The 22,334-nt window shown below is 69.5% G+C and carries 19 protein-coding genes; 3 read left to right on the top strand and 16 right to left on the bottom strand.

The annotated features are described in order from the left end of the window. Positions 1-15: 15 nt before the first annotated feature. From IPK71_31435 to IPK71_31420, 4 genes are all read right to left on the bottom strand, one after another. Positions 16-1,380, bottom strand: coding sequence for a thioredoxin family protein (locus tag IPK71_31435; GenBank protein ID MBK8218266.1), 1,365 nt, complete (start codon positions 1,378-1,380; stop codon positions 16-18). 10 nt (positions 1,381-1,390) lie between these two features. Then, a complete protein-coding gene (locus IPK71_31430; protein MBK8218265.1) occupies positions 1,391-2,089 on the bottom strand; it encodes a hypothetical protein in 699 nt (232 codons plus the stop codon). A gap of 104 nt (positions 2,090-2,193) precedes the next feature. Then, positions 2,194-2,799, bottom strand: a complete 606-nt coding sequence (locus IPK71_31425) for a thioredoxin domain-containing protein (GenBank protein ID MBK8218264.1) — start codon at positions 2,797-2,799, stop codon at positions 2,194-2,196. A 107-nt stretch (positions 2,800-2,906) separates the two neighbouring features. Further along, positions 2,907-3,413 (bottom strand): Spy/CpxP family protein refolding chaperone, encoded by a 507-nt coding sequence (locus IPK71_31420; protein MBK8218263.1) that lies wholly within the window; start codon positions 3,411-3,413, stop codon positions 2,907-2,909. 305 nt (positions 3,414-3,718) lie between these two features. Here IPK71_31420 and IPK71_31415 point away from each other — a divergent pair, with 305 nt between their 5' ends. Beyond that, positions 3,719-5,200: a hypothetical protein gene (locus tag IPK71_31415; GenBank protein ID MBK8218262.1), complete on the top strand. Its 1,482-nt coding sequence runs from the start codon at positions 3,719-3,721 to the stop codon at positions 5,198-5,200. Between the two features lie 78 nt (positions 5,201-5,278). Here IPK71_31415 and IPK71_31410 read toward each other — a convergent pair whose 3' ends face one another. From IPK71_31410 to rpmH, 6 genes are all read right to left on the bottom strand, one after another. Continuing rightward, the gene (locus IPK71_31410; GenBank protein MBK8218261.1) at positions 5,279-6,154 is read right to left on the bottom strand and encodes an MBL fold metallo-hydrolase; all 876 of its coding nucleotides are present in this window, start codon (positions 6,152-6,154) and stop codon (positions 5,279-5,281) included. A 236-nt stretch (positions 6,155-6,390) separates the two neighbouring features. Continuing rightward, a complete protein-coding gene (locus IPK71_31405; protein ID MBK8218260.1) occupies positions 6,391-6,891 on the bottom strand; it encodes a KH domain-containing protein in 501 nt (166 codons plus the stop codon). A gap of 2 nt (positions 6,892-6,893) precedes the next feature. Next, positions 6,894-8,660, bottom strand: coding sequence for a membrane protein insertase YidC (yidC, locus tag IPK71_31400; protein MBK8218259.1), 1,767 nt, complete (start codon positions 8,658-8,660; stop codon positions 6,894-6,896). Positions 8,661-8,726: 66 nt separating this feature from the next. Next, the gene (gene yidD, locus IPK71_31395) at positions 8,727-8,996 is read right to left on the bottom strand and encodes a membrane protein insertion efficiency factor YidD (GenBank protein ID MBK8218258.1); all 270 of its coding nucleotides are present in this window, start codon (positions 8,994-8,996) and stop codon (positions 8,727-8,729) included. Then, entirely contained in the window at positions 8,993-9,445 is a 453-nt protein-coding gene (gene rnpA / locus IPK71_31390; protein MBK8218257.1) for a ribonuclease P protein component, read from the bottom strand. Before rnpA ends, yidD begins: the two co-directional genes overlap by 4 nt. Before the next feature lie 83 nt (positions 9,446-9,528). Further along, positions 9,529-9,678 (bottom strand): 50S ribosomal protein L34, encoded by a 150-nt coding sequence (gene rpmH / locus IPK71_31385; GenBank protein MBK8218256.1) that lies wholly within the window; start codon positions 9,676-9,678, stop codon positions 9,529-9,531. A gap of 293 nt (positions 9,679-9,971) precedes the next feature. Between rpmH and IPK71_31380 the strand changes: the two genes are divergently transcribed. Further along, positions 9,972-11,717, top strand: coding sequence for an OmpA family protein (locus IPK71_31380; protein ID MBK8218255.1), 1,746 nt, complete (start codon positions 9,972-9,974; stop codon positions 11,715-11,717). Between the two features lie 108 nt (positions 11,718-11,825). Here IPK71_31380 and IPK71_31375 read toward each other — a convergent pair whose 3' ends face one another. From IPK71_31375 to IPK71_31355, 5 genes are all read right to left on the bottom strand, one after another. Then, positions 11,826-12,725 carry a hypothetical protein gene (locus IPK71_31375; GenBank protein ID MBK8218254.1) on the bottom strand — a complete coding sequence of 300 codons (900 nt, stop codon included), beginning with the start codon at positions 12,723-12,725 and terminating at the stop codon, positions 11,826-11,828. A gap of 153 nt (positions 12,726-12,878) precedes the next feature. Continuing rightward, positions 12,879-13,196, bottom strand: a complete 318-nt coding sequence (locus tag IPK71_31370) for a hypothetical protein (GenBank protein ID MBK8218253.1) — start codon at positions 13,194-13,196, stop codon at positions 12,879-12,881. Further along, positions 13,193-14,263 (bottom strand): CAP domain-containing protein, encoded by a 1,071-nt coding sequence (locus IPK71_31365; protein MBK8218252.1) that lies wholly within the window; start codon positions 14,261-14,263, stop codon positions 13,193-13,195. Before IPK71_31365 ends, IPK71_31370 begins: the two co-directional genes overlap by 4 nt. A 224-nt stretch (positions 14,264-14,487) precedes the next feature. After that, positions 14,488-16,131, bottom strand: a complete 1,644-nt coding sequence (locus IPK71_31360; protein ID MBK8218251.1) for a zinc-ribbon domain-containing protein — start codon at positions 16,129-16,131, stop codon at positions 14,488-14,490. 344 nt (positions 16,132-16,475) lie between these two features. Continuing rightward, positions 16,476-18,137, bottom strand: coding sequence for a hypothetical protein (locus IPK71_31355; protein ID MBK8218250.1), 1,662 nt, complete (start codon positions 18,135-18,137; stop codon positions 16,476-16,478). A gap of 297 nt (positions 18,138-18,434) precedes the next feature. On the opposite strand from IPK71_31355, the gene IPK71_31350 reads away from it, so the two are divergent. Further along, entirely contained in the window at positions 18,435-20,321 is a 1,887-nt protein-coding gene (locus tag IPK71_31350; GenBank protein ID MBK8218249.1) for an OmpA family protein, read from the top strand. Between the two features lie 298 nt (positions 20,322-20,619). On the opposite strand, the gene IPK71_31345 is transcribed toward IPK71_31350, so the two are convergent. Beyond that, positions 20,620-22,260, bottom strand: a complete 1,641-nt coding sequence (locus tag IPK71_31345; GenBank protein ID MBK8218248.1) for an FHA domain-containing protein — start codon at positions 22,258-22,260, stop codon at positions 20,620-20,622. Positions 22,261-22,334: the final 74 nt, after the last annotated feature.

Genomic DNA, 22,334 nt, shown 5'->3' with positions numbered 1-22,334 from the left:
CTACCCCAGAGATCGTCAGGGCGCCGCCGGGCTGGGCCGGAGGGCGTCCCTTCGCCGCGTGAGGGTGTCGGCCAGGGCGCGCTGGCGTTCCGTGAGCGCGAGCGTCGAGGTCCTTCGGAGCGCGAGATCGAGGGCCTCTCGGGCCTCTGCGGGGCGCCCGACCTTCTCGAGCGCGTCGGCGAGGGCTCCCGCCACACGGAGGAGCCTCGGTCCCTCGAGGTGGGAAAGGGCACGCCGACCTTCGCTCACGGCCGCCTCCCACTCCCCGAGGGCGGCCTTGGCGCGCGCGAGCCTCGCGTGCGTGTTCCCGTCCGCGGGGAAGGCACGCGCCGAGGCCTCGAGGGCAGGGAGCACACGAGCCACCCGCTTGGCCGCTTCGGCCGCGAGGAGGAGATGCGCGTCGGTCGCCAGGCGAGCTTCGGCCGACGTGGCGGACGCCCGCGTCGCCTCGATCGTGGCGAGCCACTTCGCCGCGTCGTCGGTCTTGGCAAGGGCGTCGCCCACGGCATCGTCGTAGGCGCACAAGGCCTCGTAGAGGTTCGACCGATCGTCGTCGGCCATGGGATCGGCGCAAGGGGCCGTTCCGCAGCTCGGCTTGGCTTCGGCCCGGGCCTGCGCGAGGAGGCGAGGGTCTTTGGACTTCGTCTCGCCGAGGGCCTCGAGGGCGGCTGCGAGCACGACGGCGCGCGACGTGCCTCGAGGGAGCCATTCGAGCGCGGCGCGCGCGAGGGTGAGCACGTCCTCCGGGGGCGTGCCGGCGAGGCCGACCATCCCCTCGACCGCGCGCGCCCTCGCGACGAGCGGCTCTCTGTCGTTCCCTGCGATGGCCTCGTATGCGGCGTGAGCCTCCTTCGTTCGACCGAGGGCGGCGAGCCTCGTCGCTCGTGCGAACGAGCCCTCGCCGGACGAGGTCACGTCGACCAGCAACGAAACGAGCTCCGCGCGCGTGGCCGAGCCACCCCATACGAGCCGCGCGGTATCGCCGTCGGGGGAGAGCACGAACAGCGTCGGCCAGGAGCGGTTCGGGGACTTCGCGACGAAGGCCTGGTTTTTCGGCTTCTCCGTGTCGATCGAGGCCCACACGAACGCCTCGCCCAGCGTGCGCCCGTCGGGGAGGCGTTCGGCGCGGAGCGAAGAATCGGCGAGCACGTTCGCGCGCATGGCGAGGCACGTGTGGCACCACGGCGCCCACGCGTCGACGAAGAGCGGCACCTGCCTGCGCCGGGCCTCTGCGCGCGCGGCCTCGAAGTCGTCGTCGAACACGTGGGGCTCGGCGCGTGTCTCGACCTTCGGCGCGCGCGCCACGGCGTTCGGCGGCGCCGTGCACGCGAGGAGACCTGCGGCTGCGACGACGGCGAACGTGCCCCGAGCGCGCTTCACGAAGCGCTCTTCAGAGCTTGTTGCCCTCGGCGAGCAAGGTCCAGTTTTGACCGGTGGTGCAGGTGCCCGACACGTGCACGATCTCGACGCTCACGGTGCGGTCGTCGTCCGAGCCGTTCGAGGTGATGCCCATCTCGCCCCACTCGATCGACGTCACGTCCGCCCCGGCGACGGTGTTGGTCGTGCGGTCGGCGCCCTCGGGCGGGCACTTTTGGCCGGAGCCGTCTCCCGCGAGGAAGACACGCATGTCGAAGTTCGTGCCCGGGGGCGACGTGAGCGTGAGCTTCAGCTTCATCGACTCGCCGACGATGCTGCTGTCGTCCTCGCTCACGCGGATCTTGAGCCAGCGCGATGTCGAGCCGGTCTGTGTGGAGGTGTCGGCGTTCTTGTCGCCGCTCACGGGGGTCATCGTGATGCCGCCCACGCAGGTGTTCGGCGCTACGCACTGACCGGTGCCTCCGTCGGTGCCACCGTCTCCGCCGCCATCCACGAGCGGCCCCGAGTCGCCCGTGCCCGCGTCGGTCGGGCCGGCCGCGTCCTTCTGTGGAGGAGTGGCCGAGTCGCGCACCGGCGTGACGACCCCCGAGTCTTCCTCTTCGCCGATGCCTCCGCCTGCGTCGTCGTCCTCCGCGACGGTGCCCGTGGCGCAAGCGACCGCGACGGCTGCGGCCGAGGCCGCGGCAAACCAAAGGAAGGGGCGCATCCGCATGGACAGCACCATAGCTCGACCGCCTTCCCGGGCCAGGTTTTTTGCCTATGCCGCGCAGTCCGAGGTGCCAATGTAGGGAGATCGGCTCGGCGGCTTGGTCGGACCTATTTGGCCGGTTTTGCCCGGGCAAAAGCGTCGATCCACGTGCTCGAGTCTTGCGCACCCTCGAAGCGCGCGCTCCCGACGAAGAAGAGCGGGACGCCACCGGCCGAGGTCTCCATGTACGCGGCGAGATCGCGGCGGAGGCGCTCGTCGGTCGCGGGCGCGCGCAGGCAGTCGCGGAAGGCGTCGCGGTCCACGCCCGCGTCGGCCGCGGCGTCCTCGCAGCTCCCCGGATCGAGCCTCGCCGAGCCCGCGGCGAAGAGCGCGTCGTCCATGGTCTCGGTGCGCCCGCCGAGGGTCTCGACGCAGATCGCCGCGCGTGCCGCCATCTCCGCGTGCGGGTGGCTCGGGAGAGGCACGTGGTGCCGTACGAACCGCACCTTCAGGCCGGGCGACGCCTGCAGCGCCTTGGCGAGCTCGGTGTGGGCGGCCTTGCAGAACGGGCACTCGTAGTCCGAGAACACCACCACCGTCACGGTGTCGGCGGGCCCTCGCGCGAGCTCCGTCTTGACGGCGTCGGGCGTCTTGGCCGACCCGCACGCCACGGCGAGCCCCGCGACGGACAGCGACAGGGTGATCCGGAGGGCGCGGGCGAGCTTCGGCATCATGGGCCGACTCTACGCCCATTTCGAGGGGCTCGCGAGGCGTGTCCGGCGCGCCCCGCGGGGAAGGCAGGAGCCCCTTCCTGCAGCTGCTGGGGCCCCTGCCACCGGGGTCAGACCGCGATCGTGCCCGTGCGTACGAGGTACGCGAGCTTCTTGCGTTGCCCGTCGTTCAGCAGCGCGTGGATTCGCCCGAGGGCCGTGATGACGGCGGTCCTCAGACGTTCGGCGCTCTCGACGCGCATCTTTCCGCCCTCGGCCGCCCGAGCCTCGTCGAACGTCGCGCCCTCCATCGCGTCGGCGAGCGCCGCGATCGTGCGCTGATGATCGACCTCGGCCTGGGCCCGCTCGGTCTTCAGCGTGTTCATGATGCGCGCGAGCTCTTCGACCTGGGCCTCGTCGAGCTCGAGCTTGTGCGCGAGGAACCGGAGCGGTCGCCTCACGCCGAAGGGGCCACCGCCGAACGGCTCGTCGTGGCCGGGGGGGCCTGCGCTGCGGGTCGCGTCGGGCTCGCCGCCGTGATGCCGCGCGCCGAACGGGCCGCACGAGGCCTGGGCCCCCGCGTGACAATCGGCGCCGCGTCTCGAGGTCTTCCACCAATGATAAAATGCAGGATGCATGTGTCGTCTCCACGCGCCCCGAGAGGCTCGGGGCGGGGCTTGGGAACACGTGGGCGAGAGTGCCGCACGCGGTGGAGAGCATTCGTCCGACCGCGGACGCTCGCAAACGCGGCCCGCGTAAAGTTCCGTGTGCTCGACGTGCGGGCGCTGGGGCAGGTTTCCAATAGATAAGTTTCCCTAATGGTATGGCTCACGATGGTTGCGTTGTGCTGCATCGTGGGGCGCCGCATGCTCTCTCGTGAGACGGGCGCCGAGCCGCGATGGCCCGGCCGCCCGCACGACCCCTCACCCGAAAAGAGAGCCCCATGCGCCGCCACGTCCTCGCCGCCCTCCTCGCCGCCGCGACCTCCCTCTTCGCCTGCGCCCACGACCCTGGGGAGCTCCCCTCGAGCGACGCCGACGGGCGCGCGTCGGTGGCGTCGGCCCTCGTTCCTTCGGCGACCGACGTCACCATCGTCGGCAGGAAGCTCGTTCTCGATGGTCACGACTACCAGGTGCGAGGCGTCGACTACTCCCCCATCCCGATCGGGGGCGACAACAGCTCCTTCTGGGGGCCGGGGAACCTCGACGGACACGGCGGGGACATCTTCGCCGAGCCCGCGTACCAAGAGGTCCTGGCGAAGGACGTCGCGCAGATGCGCGAGATGGGCGTCAACACCATCCGCCTCTACGCGATGCACCCGTGGGACGCCCAGAAGGGGCCGCGTGCCATGCGCTCGCACACGAAGTTCCTCGACATGCTCTGGAACGGCGGCGACCGCCCGATCCGCGCGTACGTGGCGTTCCCCGTGAGCCCCGGCATCTTCCGGTACACGCGCGTCTCGGCTCCCCCCACGGACGGCTCGTTCTTCGTGACGACCCCCGAGGGCGACACGTTCGTCGCCGACGAAGCCCGAACGGAGGCCGGGTGGGCGTGGAACGGCCAACAGACCGCCGCCGAGCGGCGCGCGACGGACAAGCGTGCCTTCGAGGCGCTCGCCGAGGAAGTGGGGTCCCACCCGGCCGTGCTCGGGTTCGTGCTCTCGAACGAGCTGAACCTCGTCCAGAACCGGCAAAATCCCGCGTTCTGGGGCTACATGAACGAGCTCGGCGCCGCCGTGAAGGCGAAGGCGCCGAAGAAGCACACGCTGATGGCGCTCATCGACGACAGCATGCAGTCGCTCCGCATCGTGAAGCAGAAGGGCTTCGACGTATCGAACATCGATGTCTTCGGCGTGAACTCGTACCGTGGGCGTCTCGATCCGAACGCGAGCACGAACGACTTCGACCACCTCTTCGAGGAGCTCGCGGACGTGAGCGACAAGCCCTTCGTCGTGACCGAGTTCGGCGCCCCTGCCACGACCCGCAAGGAGATCCTCGCGTCCCTCGGCGCGCCCGTGCGCCCCGGCTCGAGCCCGTCGCTCGTGAGCATGTGCCCGAACGGCGCGATGGTCGAGCTCCCCGACCGGGCGAAGGCCCAGGCCGACTACATCGAGGGCCACTGGAAGCACATCGACGCGAACCGCGACGTCGTAGCGGGCGGGCTCGTCTTCGAGTGGCAAGACGAGTACTTCAAGGCGGGCGCCCACGCGAACGCCATCGAGACCGACGTGTGGCACGCGACGCCATCGAAGGCCGCGAGCGAGGCCTTCCCGGGTGGCTGCTGGGACGAAGAGGGCTTCGGCATCCACGCCGTCGAGAACCGCCGCGGCGGCGCGTATTTTCCGGGACCCGGCGTGCAGGTGGTCGACGGCAGGACCCCACGTGCGGCCTTCGACAGGCTGAAGGTGCTCTGGGCGAAGCCCTGATGGTCGTGGCGTCGGCGCGGCGGCGAGGCTCGATGCGACGGGCCTCGTCGCTCGCGCGCGTGCGGCCCGGAGCGCGCGTCAGCGCGTGAGATCCCGGGTCTCTCCGAGATCCGAAATCCACAAATGATCTCTAGGGTTACCAGCCGCTTCCCACGCCGCACGCGCGCGCACCGGTGGCTCCCCGATGGGCTCGTCGGTGAGGCGGAAGGTGCCCCAGTGCATCGCGACGAAGTGCTTCGCGCCGAGCAAACGATGGGCACGCACGGCGTCCTCGGGGCCGATGTGCTGGGGGCTCATGAACCACTCGGGGTCGTAGGCTCCGATGGGCATCATGGCCCAGTCGATGCCCGGCTCACGCGCGCCGATCGCGGCAAAAACGTCCTCGGCGAAGGCCGTGTCGCCCGCGTGGTAGGCCTTGCCCTCGGGGCCCTCGATCACGAAGCCGCCCCAGAGCCGTGTGTTCCTGTCCCACGGCGCACGCATGCACCAGTGCTGCGCCGGCACGAGCCGCACGCGGAGGCCGTGCACGTCGGCCTCTTGCCACCTGTCGAGCTCGATCACGTTCGGTAGGCCCGCGTCGCGGAGGAGCTTGCCGCACCCGAGCGGCGTGACGAAGGTGGCCTCCGGGCCGATGTGGCGGAGCGAGGGGACGTCGAGGTGGTCGAAGTGGTCGTGCGAGACGGTGACCACGTCGACGTGGCCCATCGCCTCGCGCCGCAGCCCGGGCGGCGAGAGCCGCTTCACGACGCCTTGGATGCGCGTGCCGAGCACCGGGTCGGTCACCACCAGCTTGCCCCCGAGGCGCATCGCGAACGTGGCGTGGCCGACCCACGTGAGGCTCGCGCGGGCCTCGCGCACGAGGGCGCCGTCGTTCGGGCGATGGGGCACCGTAAAGGGAGGGCCCGAGCGCCGCCGCTTCCCGAGCAGGCGATCGCCGACCTGCCACTTCAACATGTCGAGAGGGCCCTTGTCGGGCGTCGTGCCATCGAGGTTCGTGAAGCGGGCCGCCATCGGGTGAGCCGATGGTAGCGAAATGCGCCGGCCAGGGCGAACCCGCCCTTGATTGCCCGTCGCCGCGATCTTCGACGCAGTAGGTCGAACGACCTATTTTTCCGCGCGACGAGGAAAAATGGCGAACGGCCGAGCCCTTGGGGGAGCTCGGCCGCCGCGCGCGCGCGGGCGCTTCCCGATCAGGAGCCGTTCTTGAGCGGGATGATCTGCACGCGCCGATCGGGGCCTTCGCCGTGGCTCTCCGTGCGGACGCCCTGCACGTCCTTGAGGGCCACGTGCACGATGCGGCGATCGCGGGCGCTCATCGGGTCGAAGGTGATGATCTTGCCCTCTTTGGCGACGCGCTGCCCGAGCTTCTGGGCCATCTCGGCGAGCTGGTCCTCGTGGCGGGCGCGGTACCCTTCGGCGTCGACCTGCACGTGACGGCGTGCGTCGCCGGGGCGATGCACGACGCGCGTCGTGAGGTACTGGATGGCCTCGAGCACGCTGCCGCGCTTGCCGATGACCCGGCCCGCGTCGGGGCCCTCGATGTCGATGCGGATCTCGTCGGCCGAGCCTTCGCCGTCGTCGGGCGCGAGGATCGCGTCCGCGTCCACCTGCATCTTGGTGAGGAGCATCCGGACGAACTGGACAGCCCGCTGGCTCTGCGCGTCTGCGCTATTGGTCTCCACGTCGCTCATCGTCATACCCGGGCCTTTCCCTTCCCGACTTCTACCTTGGACTGGGCCACTTCCTCGACCGAAATCTCTCCGGCCTTCTTTTGGGGGCCGCTCGGGGCGAATTTTTCGACCGCGAGCTGCTGCACGATGCCAAGGATGCTGTTCGTGAGCATGTAGACGCCGAGCGCCGCCGGCAAAAAGAGCATCATGACGGTGAAGATGCCCGGCATGAGCCACATCATCATCTTCTGCTGGGCCGGGTCCATGCCGGGCTGCTGCGGCACGATGCGCTGCTGCACGATCATGAACGCGCCGAGCACGAGCGGCAAAATGTAGAACCGGTCGGGCGCCGAGAGGTCTTGGAACCACAAGAATTTCTCGTGGTACATCTCCACGGCCGTCTGGAGGGTCGTGTACATCGCGAACCAGACCGGCATCTGCACGAGCTGCGGCAAGCACCCGCCGAAGGGGCTCACGCCGTGTTTTTTCCAGAGCTCCATCATGGCGAGGTTCTTCGCCTGCGCGTCGTCGGCGAACTTCGCGTTGATGGCGTCGACCTCGGGCTTCAGCTTGCGCATGCCCACGGTCGACTTGATCGACTTCCACGTGAGCGGGAAGAGCACGAGGCGCACGCAGATCGTCATCAAGATGATGGCGAGGCCCCAGTTCCCGAACGTGACCTTCGCGTGGAGGAACACGAGGAAGCTGATGAGCACCTTCGCCACGGGCGAGAAGAACCCGAGGTTGATGAGCTCGCCGAGGTGCGGGTTGCCCGTGACGGGGGCGGCCTTTCCGCCTTGGCCCACGGCGGCGAGCACGTCGCGCTCCTTGGGGCCCAAGAAGGCGACCTGCGTGTACGACGCGCTCTCACCTTTGGCGAGCTTGCGTGCAGGATACACGAGGCTCGCGTGGTACACGGCGCCGGCCTTGTCGTCGTCGCGGGCCTGCCCGGGCGAGAACCAGTCCTCGGCGAGGATGGCGCAGTCGGCGGGGCCGCCCTCGACCGTGGGCACGATCGCCTGGCCGAAGTAGTAGTTCGAGATCGCCGCGAATCGGTCGACACCCTGGACCGTCTGCCAGCCCTCTTTGAACTCGTCCTTGTTCTTTCGGGTGACGTCCTTGCCTTGGGCACACACGAGCTCGGTCTGGAAGGGGGAGACGCGACCGAGCTTGCCCTTCACCTCTTCGTTGCGGCGGAAGGCGAACATGCCCACGGCGAGCTTGTGGCTCTTCGCGTCCTCGGCGAGGTTCTTCACCTCGGTCGTGACCTCGAGCTCGAAGGGGCGATCGTTGGTGCGGACGGTCTTCTTGATGGTGACGAGCTCGTCCTCGTACGAAAAGACGCAGCCCTTCTTGCCCTCGAGGCGCTCGAGCTTCCAAAGGAAGCGGTCGTACTTGAGCTGGTCGTTCGCGCCCTCGCCGCGGAACGTCGTGCGGAGGCTGCGCCAGCGCTCGTGGTCGGGCGTGGTCGACATGTCGAACGTGCCGCCGCCCGCGTACTGCTGATCCTTCAGGTCGAAGTGGACGAGCGAGGCCCCGCGCGTCGAGAGCACCGCGTCGAAGCGGGCGCCCGCGATCTCGCAGAGCTCGCCCTCTTTCGGCTTCACGACCGGCGCGCCGTCCTTCGGGGGATCGAGCTCGTCGGGCTCGAAGCCGGGCGCGTTCACGTACGTCTCGAGCGGCACGCTCTGCGGCTTGTCGGTGCCGCGGAGGAGCGGCATGCCGAACTTCATGAAGAGGAAGATCGCGGCCGCGATGACGACCCAGCGGACGAGGGTATTACGGTCCATGCTTTCGGTGCTCTCGGTCGGGCTCGCGGTTCGTGAGGGCTTTTTGCGCTCGGCGCGATGGAAGTGTTACGGGGCTTCGCTGGGGGGAGGGGGCGCGAGCCGTGGAGGTGGCGGGTCGTGACCGCCGGGATGCAGCGGGTGGCACTTACACACGCGGATGACCGAAAGCAAGCTGCCGCGGGCCGCGCCGTGGAGCGCGAGGCACTCGAGGGCGTACCGGGAGCACGACGGGTAGAACCGGCACTGCCCGCCGAGGAACGGCGAGAGCACGATCTGATAGAGCCGCACGAGCCCGATGAGCAGGCGTGCGACCGGGCCGGGCGGTGCGTCGGTCATGCGCGGGCGGGAACATGGGGCGCGGCGGGCGCCTTCGCCAGCGCGGAGAGCGATTCTTCACACCTCTTTGCGAGGAGCCTCGCCACCTTCTGCACCTCGGCGCGGGCCTCGGCGAGGCCGAGACGCGGCGCGCCGGCCCTCGCGATCACCACGAGATCGAACCCCGCGGGCACGAGCCCCGGCGCTGGCCAGAGCCGAAAAAGCTCACGAAATACACGCTTTACGCGGTTTCGGTCCGGCGAGTGCCCCACCTTCTTGCCCACGGTCAGCCCGAGGCGCGCGGGCAGGCTCTCGCGGAGCGGCTCGGGCCGCGGGGCCACGAGCAGCACGTACGACGAGGTCGCGACCCTGTGTGTCGACGCCTGAACACGCAAAAAATCGGCCCGACGCACGAGCCGCCTCTCTTTCCCGAAGGTTCGGGGAGGGGCGGGGAGTGCGTCGGCCGACATGGAAGGGAGCCCACGCCCCGAGACGAAGCTCGTCGCGGGGAGCGAGGCATGAGGCTAGAAGGCGCGAGGCGCCTTCGTCGCGCTCACTTCTTGAAGGTGGTGACGGCGAGGCGGGCGCGGCCCTTGCGGCGACGGTTCGAAAGAACCTTGCGGCCGCCGGCGGTGGCCATGCGGGCGCGGAAGCCGTGGGTGCGAACACGCCGGAGGTTGTGGGGCTGGTACGTGCGTTTCATGGTTCTCTCTCGTCGTGGGGCGCTAGCGGACGGCTCGTCCCGTCGCCAGGGCGGCGCAAGAAAGCACTAGGCCTCGACCACGTCAAGCGAACACGGCGCGAGCACGCCGAATCCATGTCGATTTCTACCCGCGGAGGCCCTCGAGACCGCGCGAGCCCGGGGCCCCAAGCCCTCGACGTCCATGGGGAAGCTCGCGCGGCGAGCTACGAGACGGTGGCCCTCCGAGCGCCCCGGAGCGGATCGCCGAATACCGGGTAGAAAAGGCCGAATGTCCTGTGTACGGTGCCGTGGCGATGACGAGCAAGCGCAGGTTCGGTCGGGCCCTCGGGCTCCTTGGTTTCGTGGGCGTTTTTGCGGCGTACGGCCAGGCTTCGGCCCAGCAGAGCACGTTCAAGCTCGACCGCCTCGAGGTGCCCGGCGCACCCGACGACGGCGTGGCCGTGTTCCGCCCCGTGACGAACCAGCGCCCCATTTTCTACGGGCAGCTCGCGGTGGGGTACTCGTTCCGCCCGCTCCGCACGGCGACCATCGCGACCGACCGCAACACCCTGCTCAACTCCAAGTCGGGGGCGATCCACAACCAGCTCACCATGTACGGGAGCTTGGGGTTCCAGTTCCTCGACCGGTTCTCGCTCGGGCTCACGTTCCCGTTCACGCCGATCCAGAACGGCGACGTCCCGAACTACGACCAGGCCGGCATCACGAGCCAAGGCACGGCCGGCACCACCGCCTTCACCCCGAGCGGCCCCGGCGCGGGCGACATGCGCGTCGACGTGCGCGCCGTGGCCCTCCGCAGCGAGAACCGCAAACACGCGCTCGGCGTGGGCGGGAGCCTCTTCGCGCCCACCGGCACCACCACGAACTTCGGCGGCGACTCGCAGGCCTCGGCCATGGTCCTCGTCATGGGCGAGGTCACCGCGGGCCCGATCGTGCTCACGGCGAACACCGGCGTGCACTTCCGCCCCGACCGCGCCATGAACGCCCCGACCCGCGGCAACGGCCTCGGCGTGGGCACCGAGTGGCGCTGGGCCCTCGGCGGATTTTTGCCCATCCAAGACGGAAAATACCGCCTCGGGCTCAACATCTTCGGCCAGACCGGTATCACCGACTCGAACATCACCGGCCCCACCGCCTTCACGTCGCGCAACACCTCGATCGAGTTCAACGTCGAGGGGCGGATGCGCTTCGGTCACGCCGATCGCTGGTGGGTGGGCCTCGGCGCTGGCCGCGGCATCGCGATGGGCTACGGCGCGACCGACCTCCGCATCGTCGCGCTGCTCGGCACCTACGTGCCCATCCTCGACTCGGACGCCCCCTCGCCGAAGAAGCGCGACAAGTCCGTCAAGGTCGACCCGAGCGCGCCCGACCGCGACCACGACGGCATCCCGGACGAGATCGACGCGTGCCCGGACGAGCCCGAGGATCACCAGGGCAACGACCCGAACGACGGCTGCCCGATGCCGGCCGACCGCGACGGCGACGGCATCCCCGACGCGACCGACAAGTGCCCCGATCAGCCCGAGGACAAGGACGGCTTCGAGGACGGCGACGGCTGCCCCGACGACGACAACGACAAGGACGGCATCGTCGACGCGAAGGACGCGTGCCCCAAGGAGCCCGGCGCTCCGAACACCGATCCCGCCAAAAATGGCTGCCCGGCGTTCATCAAGCTCGAGGGCGGTCAGATCCGCGTGCTCCAGCAGGTGCACTTCGCCACGGGCAAGGCCAACATCCTCCCGGACAGCTTCCCCATGCTCCAGGAGATCGCGAACGTGCTCCGCGCGAACCCCGGCATCCAGCGCATGAGCATCGAGGGCCACACCGACAACAAGGGCGGCGCGGCCATGAACAAGAAGCTCTCCCAAGACCGCGCCGACTCGGTCATGCGCTGGCTCACCGAGCACGGCATCGTCGCGGGGCGCCTCGAGGCGCACGGCTACGGCATGGAGAAGCCCATCGACAACAACCTCACGGACGCCGGCCGCGCGGCCAACCGCCGCGTCGAGTTCAAGATCCTGAGCGAGACCAAGACCGAGTGAGCTTGCGTGCGCTCTGCACGTAACGAACGAGCGGCGAGATCCTCCGGGGCCTCGCCGCTCTCGTTTTTGTGCGCGTCACGGGCCGAGGGTGAGCCCTCGGCGAGCGCCTCACTTGCCCGCGAGATAGATCGAATAGAGGAGCGCCTTGGAGAGCTCGGCGGCCTTCGTCGAGCAGAGGTGGCCTTGCCCGTCGCCGTCGACCCCTTGGCCCTTGCTCGGGCACGCGGCCGTCGAGCGGTTCGCTTGGCAGATGTGCCACACGCCGCCCTTCTCGCAGCGCGCGCCGCCATCGAGGCTCTCGATGTCGGTGAGGTCGAAGATTTTGTCGTCCTTGAAGGTCTCGAGCATGTACGCGCGCATCTTCATCTTGGGCGCGTTGGTCGAAGGATCGAAGACGAGCGGCGGCGTCACGTGGACGAACCGCACGCCCGCGGCCTTCACCTCGTCGACGAGCTTCTTGTACTCGGAGAGCACCCGATCGAGGGGCACGCTGCCACCGTCGTCGACCGTGTCCATGACGTCGGCGTAGCCGAAGGAGAAGGTCATCACCTTGAGCTTGCCCTTCTGTTTCTGAAACTCGCGCCGGACGACGTTCATCTTGGAGATGGGCTTGCCGTTGTCGGTGGGGCCCACGTCGGCGAAGAGCCCGCCGTTCAAGCCGTTCACCACGCTGTTCGGGGCTTGGCCGGGGCCGTAGTACTCGAAGCCGAAGCCGATGGCCTCGGCGCCGTCCTCGAGGTCTTGGCCGACCGACTGGTGCAAATAGAGGGACGGGAAGGCCTTTATCGCGTCCTTGTCGGTGAGGGCGTCCCACGCGGCGATGCCGCCTGCGCCGATGACGTTCGGGCCTGCCGAGGGCGTCGGGCCAGGCCCGGTCGACGTGCCGGTCGGGGTCGGGCCCGTGCCGCCGTCCGCCGGGGGCTCGGTGGTGGTGACGCTGCACGCGGCCGCGAGGAGGGAGACGAGAGCCGTGGCGAGGAGGGCCGTCGGGCGAATGGAGAGGCGCATGGGAAGCTCGTGGGTTCGGGGGAGACGCGGGGGTGTGCCCCATCGTCGGCAAGCGAGGGCGGAACGTTGCGCCCTTTCGAATGGTTTTTCTCACCGCGCCGCCGAGCGCAACCCCGGTCTTCTCGGCGGGGGGGCGGGTGGCAAAAACCCGAGTTATTTCATGTGGAAAGAACGGCGCACCGTCGCGTGGGGGCCGTCGAAGGGCGCGACCTTCACGCCCCGCAATACCTTCTCCACGCACGCCGCCGCGGGCGTACCCGCGAGGGGCCCGCCGTCGACGATGGCGCTCTCTGCCGAGCCGTCGTTCGCGAAGACGAGGGTCGCGTGAAAGTCGAGCGGCGCGCCGGTCGTGCACGACGCGAGATCCACGTTGCCGACGGCGGCGTTCGCGGAGGTCGCGTCGAACGGAGGCCGCGGGCCACCGCACGCCACGGCGGACACGAGGGTGAGCACGAAGAGGGCACGGATCATGGTTTTTCTCCGACGAAGAGCTCGCAGCCCCAGAGCGCGCCGCGAGCGTCGGCCACGACCGCCACGCCGATGCGCTCGAAACGTGTACTGCGCAGGTTCTCGTAGTGCGAGGGGCTCTCGGTGAGGGCGCGGTGGAGCCCCATGACCTCGCGCGATTCGGCGACGTTCTCTCCCACCGTCTTCGGGCGGACGCCCGCGGCCTCGGCTCGCTGCCGCGGATCGCCGTCGCCGGTGTCGTGGGCGATGGCACGCGCGGCGATCATGGCCTCGACGTGGGCACGCGCGATCGCGTCGAGCTTCGGATCTCGCACGAAGCGCGGGAGGCCCGCGTCCTCTCGGAGCTTCTGCACGAGCTGAAAGAGGGCCTCGTCCGGCGGGCCCGAGGGAGGCAAAAGCTCGTCTTTCGGCCGCGTGTAGCTCGGTGGGACGTCGGCGAAGACGCGGGCCTCGAGCACCGGCCGCGGGCCCGCGTCGGTGTCGGCCACGACCTGGACGACGAACGCTCCGCGCGAGTCGGCTGCGAAGGTCGCGCGGACCTTGCTGGTCGCAGGGTCGAAGCCGCCCGGGAGCACACGCGGGGCGCCGAGGGGCCCCTTGACCATGATTCGCGCCCCGCGGACGTCGCCGCCGAGCGTGGCCTCCACGGGAAGAAACTCGCCGACGCGTACACGCTCCTTGACGGGGACGAGCTCTCCGAACACCTCGAGGGAGAGCACCGCGAGCACGGCTCGGCCCGCGCTCGTCGTGGTGGTGCCGACGCCGCAGGCGCGCGCCGGACGACCCCGTTCTCCCGCTCGGTAGGTGGCGTACCCACGCTCGAGCGCGTCCGGTGACGGCCCTTCGGCCACCCACGCGCGAGGCCAGACGTGCGCGACGCGCTCGGCTTGCACCGCGAGCGCGAGGTCCGGCAGATCGAGGGGACCTTGCCCACGCGCCTTCCGCTCGGCGAGGGTCTGCGCCACCCGATCGAGCCTCGCGTCGCGGGCCCCGCACGTGACCTCGGCGCGTGCCTTCGTCGCGGCGAGCGAGACGAGGGCCATCACGAGCACCGAGAGCACGAGCCGCATGAACTGGGCTTAGCGCTTTCGCTTCGCGAGGGCCGCCTTTTCGGCGTTCCGTTTGCCTAGCGCGAGGCCGACGCGCAAGCCCAGGATGAAGCCGCAGGCGATCGCTATCGCTATGAAAAGAGCCGACATTTCTGGCTTCTCCGAAAGCGCCGAAGGCACCCCCGGAGCCCCGCTTGCGAGGGTCGAGCGTGCCTTCGTGCGGGCCGCGAGGGCCGGCAGAGCATTTAGAGCGAGAAGCTCTTGCCCACCTTCACCGAGCTTCCACCGAACGGCGGGACACGTGCGCCGCGGTACTTGCCGGCGATGCATCCACCCACCGGGGTGCCGGGGTAGGGGCCGCTGTCGACCACCGCCGACGACACCGAGCCGCTCGGCTCGAAGGTGACGGTGACGTGGCCCGAGCCCGTGGGCCCGTCGGGCTTCTTGCACGCAGCGGGGTTCACGCCGGCGAGGGCCGCCGCGGCGGCGCCACGATCGAACGGAGCGCCGGACGCGGGGGCGGGAGCCGCCGTAGGCGCCGCGGTTTGACCCGCAGCGGCGCGCATCTTGGCCTCGAGGCTGGTGCCGCCCGCGGCGGGAGCCTCTTTCGGGGCCGCAGGAGCGGGCGCTGCGCCGCCGCCACCGGAGGGCTCGGTCTTCTTGGCCGCACCACCCGCGGCCGCGACCGGCGCGCCCTTCGTGGGGGCCGCGGCGCCTGCGCCAGGCTCTTTGGCCGTCGTGCCGGGATCGGAGGGGGGCGGCTGGGCCGCCGTGGGGGCCGCCGTCTCTTTCGGGGGCTCGTTCATGGCCATGGCGCTCGGTCCGGTGGCGCCCGTTCCGCCGGTCGTCTTGCCGTTGTTCGCCGACGCGTCGGCCGGGGGCCGCGTGAACACGATCGCCAACACGACCGCCACCGTGAGGAAGGCGACGCCGCCGATGATGGCGAAGATAATGCCCTTGTTGCCCTTCGAACCGGACGCCGAGGAGGCGTCCGCGGCGGAAACGGCGGGGTCCATCGGGGGAGGCGCGAGGATCGGCGCCGCGAGGGCCGCACCGAAGGCTCCGCCGCCGCCGAGGTTCATGATGTCGTCGACGCCGCTCGACTTGGGCTTGTCGTTGGCTTTCGAGGCCGACGAGAGGGCGCGGATGTCGATGAGGCCCGAGCCATCGCCCTGCGCGGTGGTCTTGTTCTCGGGCTTCGCGCTGGGCTTCTCGGCCTCTTTGGTGAGCGCGCTCAGGGAGAAGAGCACGCTCGACTCGTTGCGCTGACCCGTGAGCTTCGGCTCCTCACGGCTCGCGGCTGCGCCGAGGCGGTCTTCTTCGCCACCGGCCTGTGCCGCCCCACCGAAGAGGTCGGCGCCTGCGTTCCGTCCACGGTCGCGCCGCGCCGCTGCGGGCGCAGGGCTCGTCGACGCGGAGCTGTCGCCGAAGAGGCTCGCGGGCTGCGAGGACCCACCGCCGAAGAGCGGCGCCGCGGGCTGCGGGGCGAACTCGCCGCCCGTGTTGATGGCCACCGGGTGCACGCTCGGGCTCGAGACGGCGCGGTGGAGCTGATCGATGTCGCGGAGCGGGAGCCAGCCGTCCATGCCGTCTTTCCAGCAGTACGTCTCGGCGGAGACGACGCCGCTCTGGTACTCGGCGACGATCTCTTGGGTCGACATGGTGCGCTGATCGCCCTCGGCGACGTTCACCGTCCACTGGTCGCCGGCACCTGCGGCGTAGTCGAACACCTCGCCGCCCGCGCTCGCGTCGTCGCCCGCGGAGGCCTCGGCGCCGTTGATCACGATCGTCGCGCCGCACTTCTTGCAGCGGATCTTGACGACCTTGCCGACGACCTTCTCGTCCGCGATGGTGTACTTGGCTTGACACGATTGGCACGAAATCTTCATCGCGGAACCATCCTTTGGGGGCGTGGGACACGTGTCGCTCGCGCCGGCATCCAATCGTCGTCGTGAACGTCGCCGGCGGGGTCACGAGCCACGGGAGGCTCGTGGCTCCCCGAGGGGACGACCACACCTGGAACTATAGCGGGCATCGTTTTGGGCGATCAAGTGAAGGCCGAAATCGTCTCGGGGGCGCTGGGTCGACGGGGGTGAGACGAAGGCCGGCGGGCTCGGCTTGGTCAGATTCGACGAGGCAGAACCGCGGACGATCTAAAGTTCCACCCGTTCGGCGCTCGGGCACCCTGCGGATGTCTTTTATCGAGCGATTTCGGATGGTTGCGGGTGGTCGCTCAGTTGAGCAAGACGAGCGAGGTGCCGTCTTTGCCACAAAAAGTCGCCGCGCCGTCGAACCGAGCGCCGCAGCTCGGGCAGATTTTGCCGCGGGCCGCCTTGACCGGGGCCGGCCGGGGAGCCCCCGCGGGCACGAGCTCGTCGCCGTGCTCGGGACACACCTTCGTGCCCTCGGGGAAGCCTTTTTTGCAGGTGGGGCAGGAGAGCGCGCCCGAGAGCTCGTCGCGTTGGGCTCCCTCGACGAGCTTGCTGCCGTCGTGGGGGCAGAAGTAGGTGTTCTCGAAGGTGCGCTTGCAGGTCGGGCAGGTGCGCTCTTCGACCGGCGCCGCGATGGCCGCCCCCGAGGCGCGGGCCCGCGTCGCGGCAGCTCGTGCGGCGCGTGCCGCGGCGAGCTTCTCCTTGGCTTCCTCGGCCGCCCGGAGGCTCTCTTCGTGCGCGCGCTTTTTCTTCTCGTAGTCGAGCGACGATGCCTCGTTCCGAGCCTCGGTCTCGCGCACGCGGGACTCGTAACGATCGACGGCCTCGGCCTCGAGCGCCTGGGCGCGCCGCTGCCTCCGTCTCAGGACGACGTAAGCGATCGCCAACGCGACGACGGCCGTGCCCACGACACCGACGAACACGGCTCGCCTACGCGCATGGCCATCGTCCGCCGCGACCTCGCTCGACCCGATGCTCACGCCAGGGAAGGACGTGACGCTCGCGGTGTCGGTCTCGCCCGCGGCGTTCAGCCCGTCTTTCGTCAGCAACGCTTCGTAGTTCGCGGCGCTCGTCACGGACAAAACGACCTTGGCCGTCTTTCCGTCGGCGGTCGCTTCGAGGGTGTACTCGCCTTCGGGGGTGCCTTCGGGCACGGTGACCTTCCCCTTCGAATCGACCGTGATCTTCGCCGCGATGGCCTCTTTCGAGGCCGCCCACGTGACCTCCGACGGGAGCGGGCAGCCCTCGCGATCGACGGTCTTCCCCCGAAAGACGAACGTCTCCCCGGGCCGGAGCAGCTTCTTCGAGGGACGGGCCTCGAGCCTCGCGGGAGGACCTGGCGCGGCGCAGGACGAGGTGGGTTTCGGCTCCTCTTTGGGAGGCGGAGGGGGCGTCGGGGCGGGCGGAGGGGCCGTCGCCGTCGCGGTGGCCGGCGCGGCGGGCCCGTCTTTTTGCACGAGATCGAAGGACCGTGTGCGTTTGACGTCGGCGACGCAGAGCCCGTCCTCGTGGGCGATCTCGTAGCGACCGGTCTCGGTGATGTCGATGTGCGTGTCGCTCGTGGCGGCCACGAGCGTTTGCATGATCGTCTTGCGCGGGTCACCGGGGGGCGTCGTGCAGCGGATCCGCCAGAGTCGGCTGTCCGCCGCGTGCGAGTACGTCTCGCGGGCGAGCGTGGGCAAGGGGTCGTAACACTGGTTCGAGCGGTAGACGCGCCCCCCGCCGACGAACGAGAGCACGTCGCCTTCGGCGCGCACGGTCACGGTCTCGCCGCCCCCGGTGGACGACGAACGCGGCGGTGGTCCGCAGCCCGTCTGCCACTTCTGGACCGTGAAATCCTCGCGGAGGGCGCTCTGACGCCACTTGCCGTCGAGTGGCGAGTCGGCGCGGGCCTCGCCCACGAGCGCCAAGGCTCCGAGGAGCGGCGCCAGCGCAGTGAAGGAGAGGACCGGATTCCGACGCACGGTACCCGACGACGATAGCAAACTCGGCGACGGGAGAAGAAAATCCCTCGGGCTCTCGTGCTTTTTGGCCCTAGCAGCCCGTTGATTTTCTCCGGTCGGCCGCTCGCCGCCGCATCCCGACCGCCTTCGTTTCGATCCTGCGGTGCGTGCTCGCCTACAAAAGTAGGCTCCGCGCGCTCCTCGGATCGCGCCTCGGCGGGTCGGGCGCGGACGTCGAACGGCCTCGGTCCGAAAAACAACAGGCTGCTAGGGGACACGGCGCCGAGGTGCTCCACTTCACGCGATTCTTCCCCGAAAATGAGCGCGAATCGTCGCTTTGGTGCTATGTCGCATAGGGTCATGCGTCCGAATCGTCGCGGTCTCTTGGGCCTCGTGGGGGTGACCTGTCTCGCGGGGGCGTGCGCGCTCGCGCTGCCTCGTACGGCTTCGGCGCAGCCGATCCCCGAGGCGAACGGGCAGGGGTTCGACACCCACCTCTTCCGACCTTCCATGGACTCGAAGGGGTTTTTCCACACGAACGGCACCGACATCCTCGGCGCGAACGACTTCAGCCTCGGTCTCGTCATCGACTACGGGCGAAACCTCCTCCGCGTGAGAGACGTGGGCCAGTCGAGCCCGCAGCTCATCAACCACCAGTTCCAGGGCACGTTCTCGTTCAACTACGGCATCGCGAACATGCTGGTCCTCGGGCTCTCGGCGCCCGTGAACCTCGCCTCGGGCGAGGCCCAGTTCGACAATCAGAACCCTCCGCAGCCCACGGTGAACGCCGGGCAGTGGTCGCCGAACGCGTTCGACTCGCAGACGCTCGGGTTCATCGCCGTGCACGGCAAGCTCCGCATCCTTCGGGTCGAGCGTGGCTTCGGCCTCGCCCTCGCCACGCAGGTGGGTGTCCCTGTCACCGACGCCCCTCGTTCGGCGGGCGCCGATCCTGGGTTTTTCATCTGGCCGCAGCTCATCGGAGAGAAGCGCTTCTTCGGCGCCGGTATCTTGAAGATCGGCGCGAACGCAGGCTTCCGCGCGCACAGCGCGAGCGGCACGCAGCTCGACCTCCGTGACGGCCGTTTCGTCGACGGTCAGCGGATCACGTATGGCCTCGGCGCTTCGGTTCGCGTCGCCGAGCCGGTCGACATCGTCGCCGACACCTACGGCACCTTCCTCCTCGGCAACGCCGACAGCGCGGTGAAGCCCTCGAACGAGGTCACCGGCGGGCTCAAGATCTTCATCGAGCGGAACAGCTACCTCATGCTCGGCGCCGGCCCCCGGTACACGAGCGGCTTCGAGGCGGCCGACATGCGCGCCTTCGTGGGCTTCATCTTCGAGCCCTCCATCGGCGATCGCGACGGTGACGGCATCAAGGACGACCTCGACAAGTGCCCGGACGAAAAGGAAGATTTCGACGGCTTCGAGGACGAGGACGGGTGCCCCGAGCCCGACAACGACCACGACGGCATCCCTGACATCAAGGACAAGTGCCCCAACGTCCCCGAGGACATGGACGGCGACGAGGACACCGACGGCTGCCCCGAGCCCCCGAAGGACGGCGACCGCGACCACGACGGCATCCCCGACTCGCGCGACAAGTGCCCGGACGACCCCGAGGACAAAGACGGCTTCGAGGACGAGGACGGATGCCCCGAGCCCGACAACGACCACGACGGCATCCCCGACGTGAAAGATCTCTGCCCGAACGAGCCCGAGACGTTCAACAAGTTCCGCGACGAGGACGGCTGCCCCGACCGCGGCAACGTCGTGGTCGAGGACAACAACATCGTCATCCTCAAGAAGATCCAGTTCAAGACGGGCTCGGCCGAGATCCTCCCGGAGTCGAACGAGATCCTCGACGCCGTGTCGGGTACCATCAAGGACCACCCCGAGTTCCAGCTCGTCGAGGTCGCGGGCCACGCCGACGAGCGCGCCCCCGACGCGTACAACCTCCAGCTCACGCAGCTCCGCGTGAACGCGGTCGTCGCGGCGCTCGTCGCGCGCGGGACCCCGGCCAACAAGCTCCGGAGCAAGGGCTACGGCGAGTACTGCCCCGAGGATCCCGAGCACAACGAGGCCGCCTGGGAGAAGAACCGGCGCGTCGAGTTCAAGATCGTGAAGACGGCCGACGGCCCCACGGGCGTCGAGCTCGGCTGCAAAAACGCGCTCGAGAAGGGCGTGAAGCCCGATCCGGTCCCCTAAAGCCGCGGCCTCCCGTCGGGCCGCGTGGCTTTCGTCGACTCTGGAAGGCGTCGATCGACGTCTGGCCAGCGAGCCCGGACGCGATCGCTGAGGCCAATGGCCGGATCCGTCGCGCACACGAGGGAGAGCGTCGCGGCGCTCGGCGCGAACGCCAAGTTCATGGCGATCGAAGCACGCCCTTCGGACCGCGGACTATCGGTTGGACGATGCGCGGCCGAGCCTCGAGGCGCACGGCGAGGCGGGCGTCAAGCCCACCAAGAACCTGAACGAATTCAGGGCCTTGGGTGGGCTTTGCCCTTCAGTGGGTGCAGCCCTTGTCGACGCGGAGCTGACCCGCCGCCTTGGCGCAAGCGTCGCCCGTCTCGCGGCAGGCCGTCTTGAGCGTCTGAAGATCTCCGCACCCGAGCGAGCTCATGCGCGGAAGCAGGATGCTCTTCACCTGGGCCCAGTTGGCGTCCTTGATGGCCGCCTCGAGGGGGCTCACCGGCTTCTCGGGCTTGGCCGTGGCCGACGGCTTGGCCGTGGGGGCGGCGGTGACGCTCGGGGGCGGCGCGGTCGGGGCCGTGGGCTGCGGTGGGGCGACCGTCGGGTGGGCGGTGGTCTCGGGAGGGGGCGGCGTGACCACCACGACAGGAGCCGTGGGTGCCGTCGCGTGCGCTCCGGTGGGTGCGCTCGCCGTGGCGGCCGTCTCCGTGGCCGGTGGCGGCGGGGTCTCGGGTTTTTCGGCGTGCACGATGAGCGCCGTGGCCTTCGCGCGGATCGCCGCGTCGAGCGACGTCGTGGCCTCGACGCGCTGGAGGAGCGCGTTCTTCGCGGCGACGTCGGCCGTGGCCTGCGCGCGCTGGATGAGCCCCTCGGCCCACTTGGCCTCGAACGTGCGGTAGTCGGTCGAGGTGCGGATCGGCGAGGCCTCGCGGATCTGCCCGCGCGCGCTCCCGTAGGCTTCGTCGCACGCGGGGAGGGTCGCCCCCTTGGCGCACACGGCCACGGCCTCGTCGAGCTTGCCCTTCTCGTAGTCGACGATCGCGTCTCCGGTGGTGCCACCCGCGGGCGGGCCGTTCCCGTTTCGCGCGAGCGCGTAGTACCCGCCCCCGACGAGCAGCGCGGCCACGACCGCGCCGAGCATCATGTAGGGAACGACGCTACCTTTGGCGGGCTTGGGGCGACGATCGGCGAGCTCGACCTGACGATCGCTGATGGCCGTGAGCTGCTGGCTCTCGTTTGCGCCCGGGATGAACACCTGGCCCGCGCCGACGAACTTGAAGCGCACGTCGCCGAGCTCGATCAAGTCACCGGCCTCGATGATGCCGCGCCGCAGATCGGCGCCGTTCACGCGCACTCCGTTCGACGAGCCCTTGTCGACGATCTCGTAGCGGCCCTCGCCGAGCGCGTGGATCTCGCAGTGCACGCGCGAGACCGAGTTGTGGTCGATCGACACCGTGCACTCTTCGCTGCGGCCTACCGTGGTGAGCTCGGTCTCGATCGGGAACTCGACCCCGGGCGTCGGGCCGACGAGCATGACGAGCCGCGTGGGGCGCTCCATGAGCAGCGAGCCGCGGAACGCGTTCGCCATGGGGAGCGTCTTCTTGGTGGCCTCGACCTCGGACACGGGCACGTACGGCGCCGTGGCCTCGGTCATGCTGTCGTCTTGGAAGACGATGCGGTAGTCGCCCACCTGGATGAGGTCACCGTGCTGGAGCTCGATCGGCTCGGCGACCCGAAGGCCGTTCACGTGGACGCCGTTGTAGCTCTGCGCGTCCTCGAGGACGTACGTCTCTTTGGCGCCGGGCTTACGGCGAACCTTCGCGTGATCCCGGGAGATGTTGCGCTCGGTGAGGCGGATCGTGTTCCCCTCGCGACGGCCGAGCGTGTACTCGTCCCGCGAGAGCGGCACGACCGTGCGCTTTCCCTCGTCGTCTTCGATGACAAGCTTCCACATGGGGTCGGGCTTCGTTCCTATGCGCGACGTTGAGGGGACCACGACCGCGGAAGGCCGAGGGAAATTCCTCGGAG

The organism is Myxococcales bacterium (genome assembly GCA_016712525.1).
In the GTDB taxonomy this organism is placed as follows: domain Bacteria; phylum Myxococcota_A; class Polyangia; order Polyangiales; family Polyangiaceae; genus JAAFHV01.
The sequence above is the reverse complement of the archived record's forward strand: the minus strand, read 5'-3'. Positions and strand labels throughout refer to the sequence as shown.

Excerpts from the sequence above, each read along its gene's own strand:
- IPK71_31430 (MBK8218265.1), bottom strand. The coding sequence starts at position 2,089 with ATGCGGATGCGCCCCTTCCTTTGGTTTGCCGCGGCCTCGGCCGCAGCC.
- IPK71_31425 (MBK8218264.1), bottom strand. The coding sequence starts at position 2,799 with ATGATGCCGAAGCTCGCCCGCGCCCTCCGGATCACCCTGTCGCTGTCC.
- IPK71_31420 (MBK8218263.1), bottom strand. The coding sequence starts at position 3,413 with ATGCATCCTGCATTTTATCATTGGTGGAAGACCTCGAGACGCGGCGCC.
- IPK71_31415 (MBK8218262.1), top strand. The coding sequence starts at position 3,719 with ATGCGCCGCCACGTCCTCGCCGCCCTCCTCGCCGCCGCGACCTCCCTC.
- IPK71_31410 (MBK8218261.1), bottom strand. The coding sequence starts at position 6,154 with ATGTTGAAGTGGCAGGTCGGCGATCGCCTGCTCGGGAAGCGGCGGCGC.
- IPK71_31405 (MBK8218260.1), bottom strand. The coding sequence starts at position 6,891 with ATGAGCGACGTGGAGACCAATAGCGCAGACGCGCAGAGCCAGCGGGCT.
- yidC (MBK8218259.1), bottom strand. The coding sequence starts at position 8,660 with ATGGACCGTAATACCCTCGTCCGCTGGGTCGTCATCGCGGCCGCGATC.
- yidD (MBK8218258.1), bottom strand. The coding sequence starts at position 8,996 with ATGACCGACGCACCGCCCGGCCCGGTCGCACGCCTGCTCATCGGGCTC.
- rnpA (MBK8218257.1), bottom strand. The coding sequence starts at position 9,445 with ATGTCGGCCGACGCACTCCCCGCCCCTCCCCGAACCTTCGGGAAAGAG.
- rpmH (MBK8218256.1), bottom strand. The coding sequence starts at position 9,678 with ATGAAACGCACGTACCAGCCCCACAACCTCCGGCGTGTTCGCACCCAC.
- IPK71_31380 (MBK8218255.1), top strand. The coding sequence starts at position 9,972 with ATGACGAGCAAGCGCAGGTTCGGTCGGGCCCTCGGGCTCCTTGGTTTC.
- IPK71_31375 (MBK8218254.1), bottom strand. The coding sequence starts at position 12,725 with ATGCGCCTCTCCATTCGCCCGACGGCCCTCCTCGCCACGGCTCTCGTC.
- IPK71_31370 (MBK8218253.1), bottom strand. The coding sequence starts at position 13,196 with ATGATCCGTGCCCTCTTCGTGCTCACCCTCGTGTCCGCCGTGGCGTGC.
- IPK71_31365 (MBK8218252.1), bottom strand. The coding sequence starts at position 14,263 with ATGCGGCTCGTGCTCTCGGTGCTCGTGATGGCCCTCGTCTCGCTCGCC.
- IPK71_31360 (MBK8218251.1), bottom strand. The coding sequence starts at position 16,131 with ATGAAGATTTCGTGCCAATCGTGTCAAGCCAAGTACACCATCGCGGAC.
- IPK71_31350 (MBK8218249.1), top strand. The coding sequence starts at position 18,435 with ATGAGCGCGAATCGTCGCTTTGGTGCTATGTCGCATAGGGTCATGCGT.
- IPK71_31345 (MBK8218248.1), bottom strand. The coding sequence starts at position 22,260 with ATGTGGAAGCTTGTCATCGAAGACGACGAGGGAAAGCGCACGGTCGTG.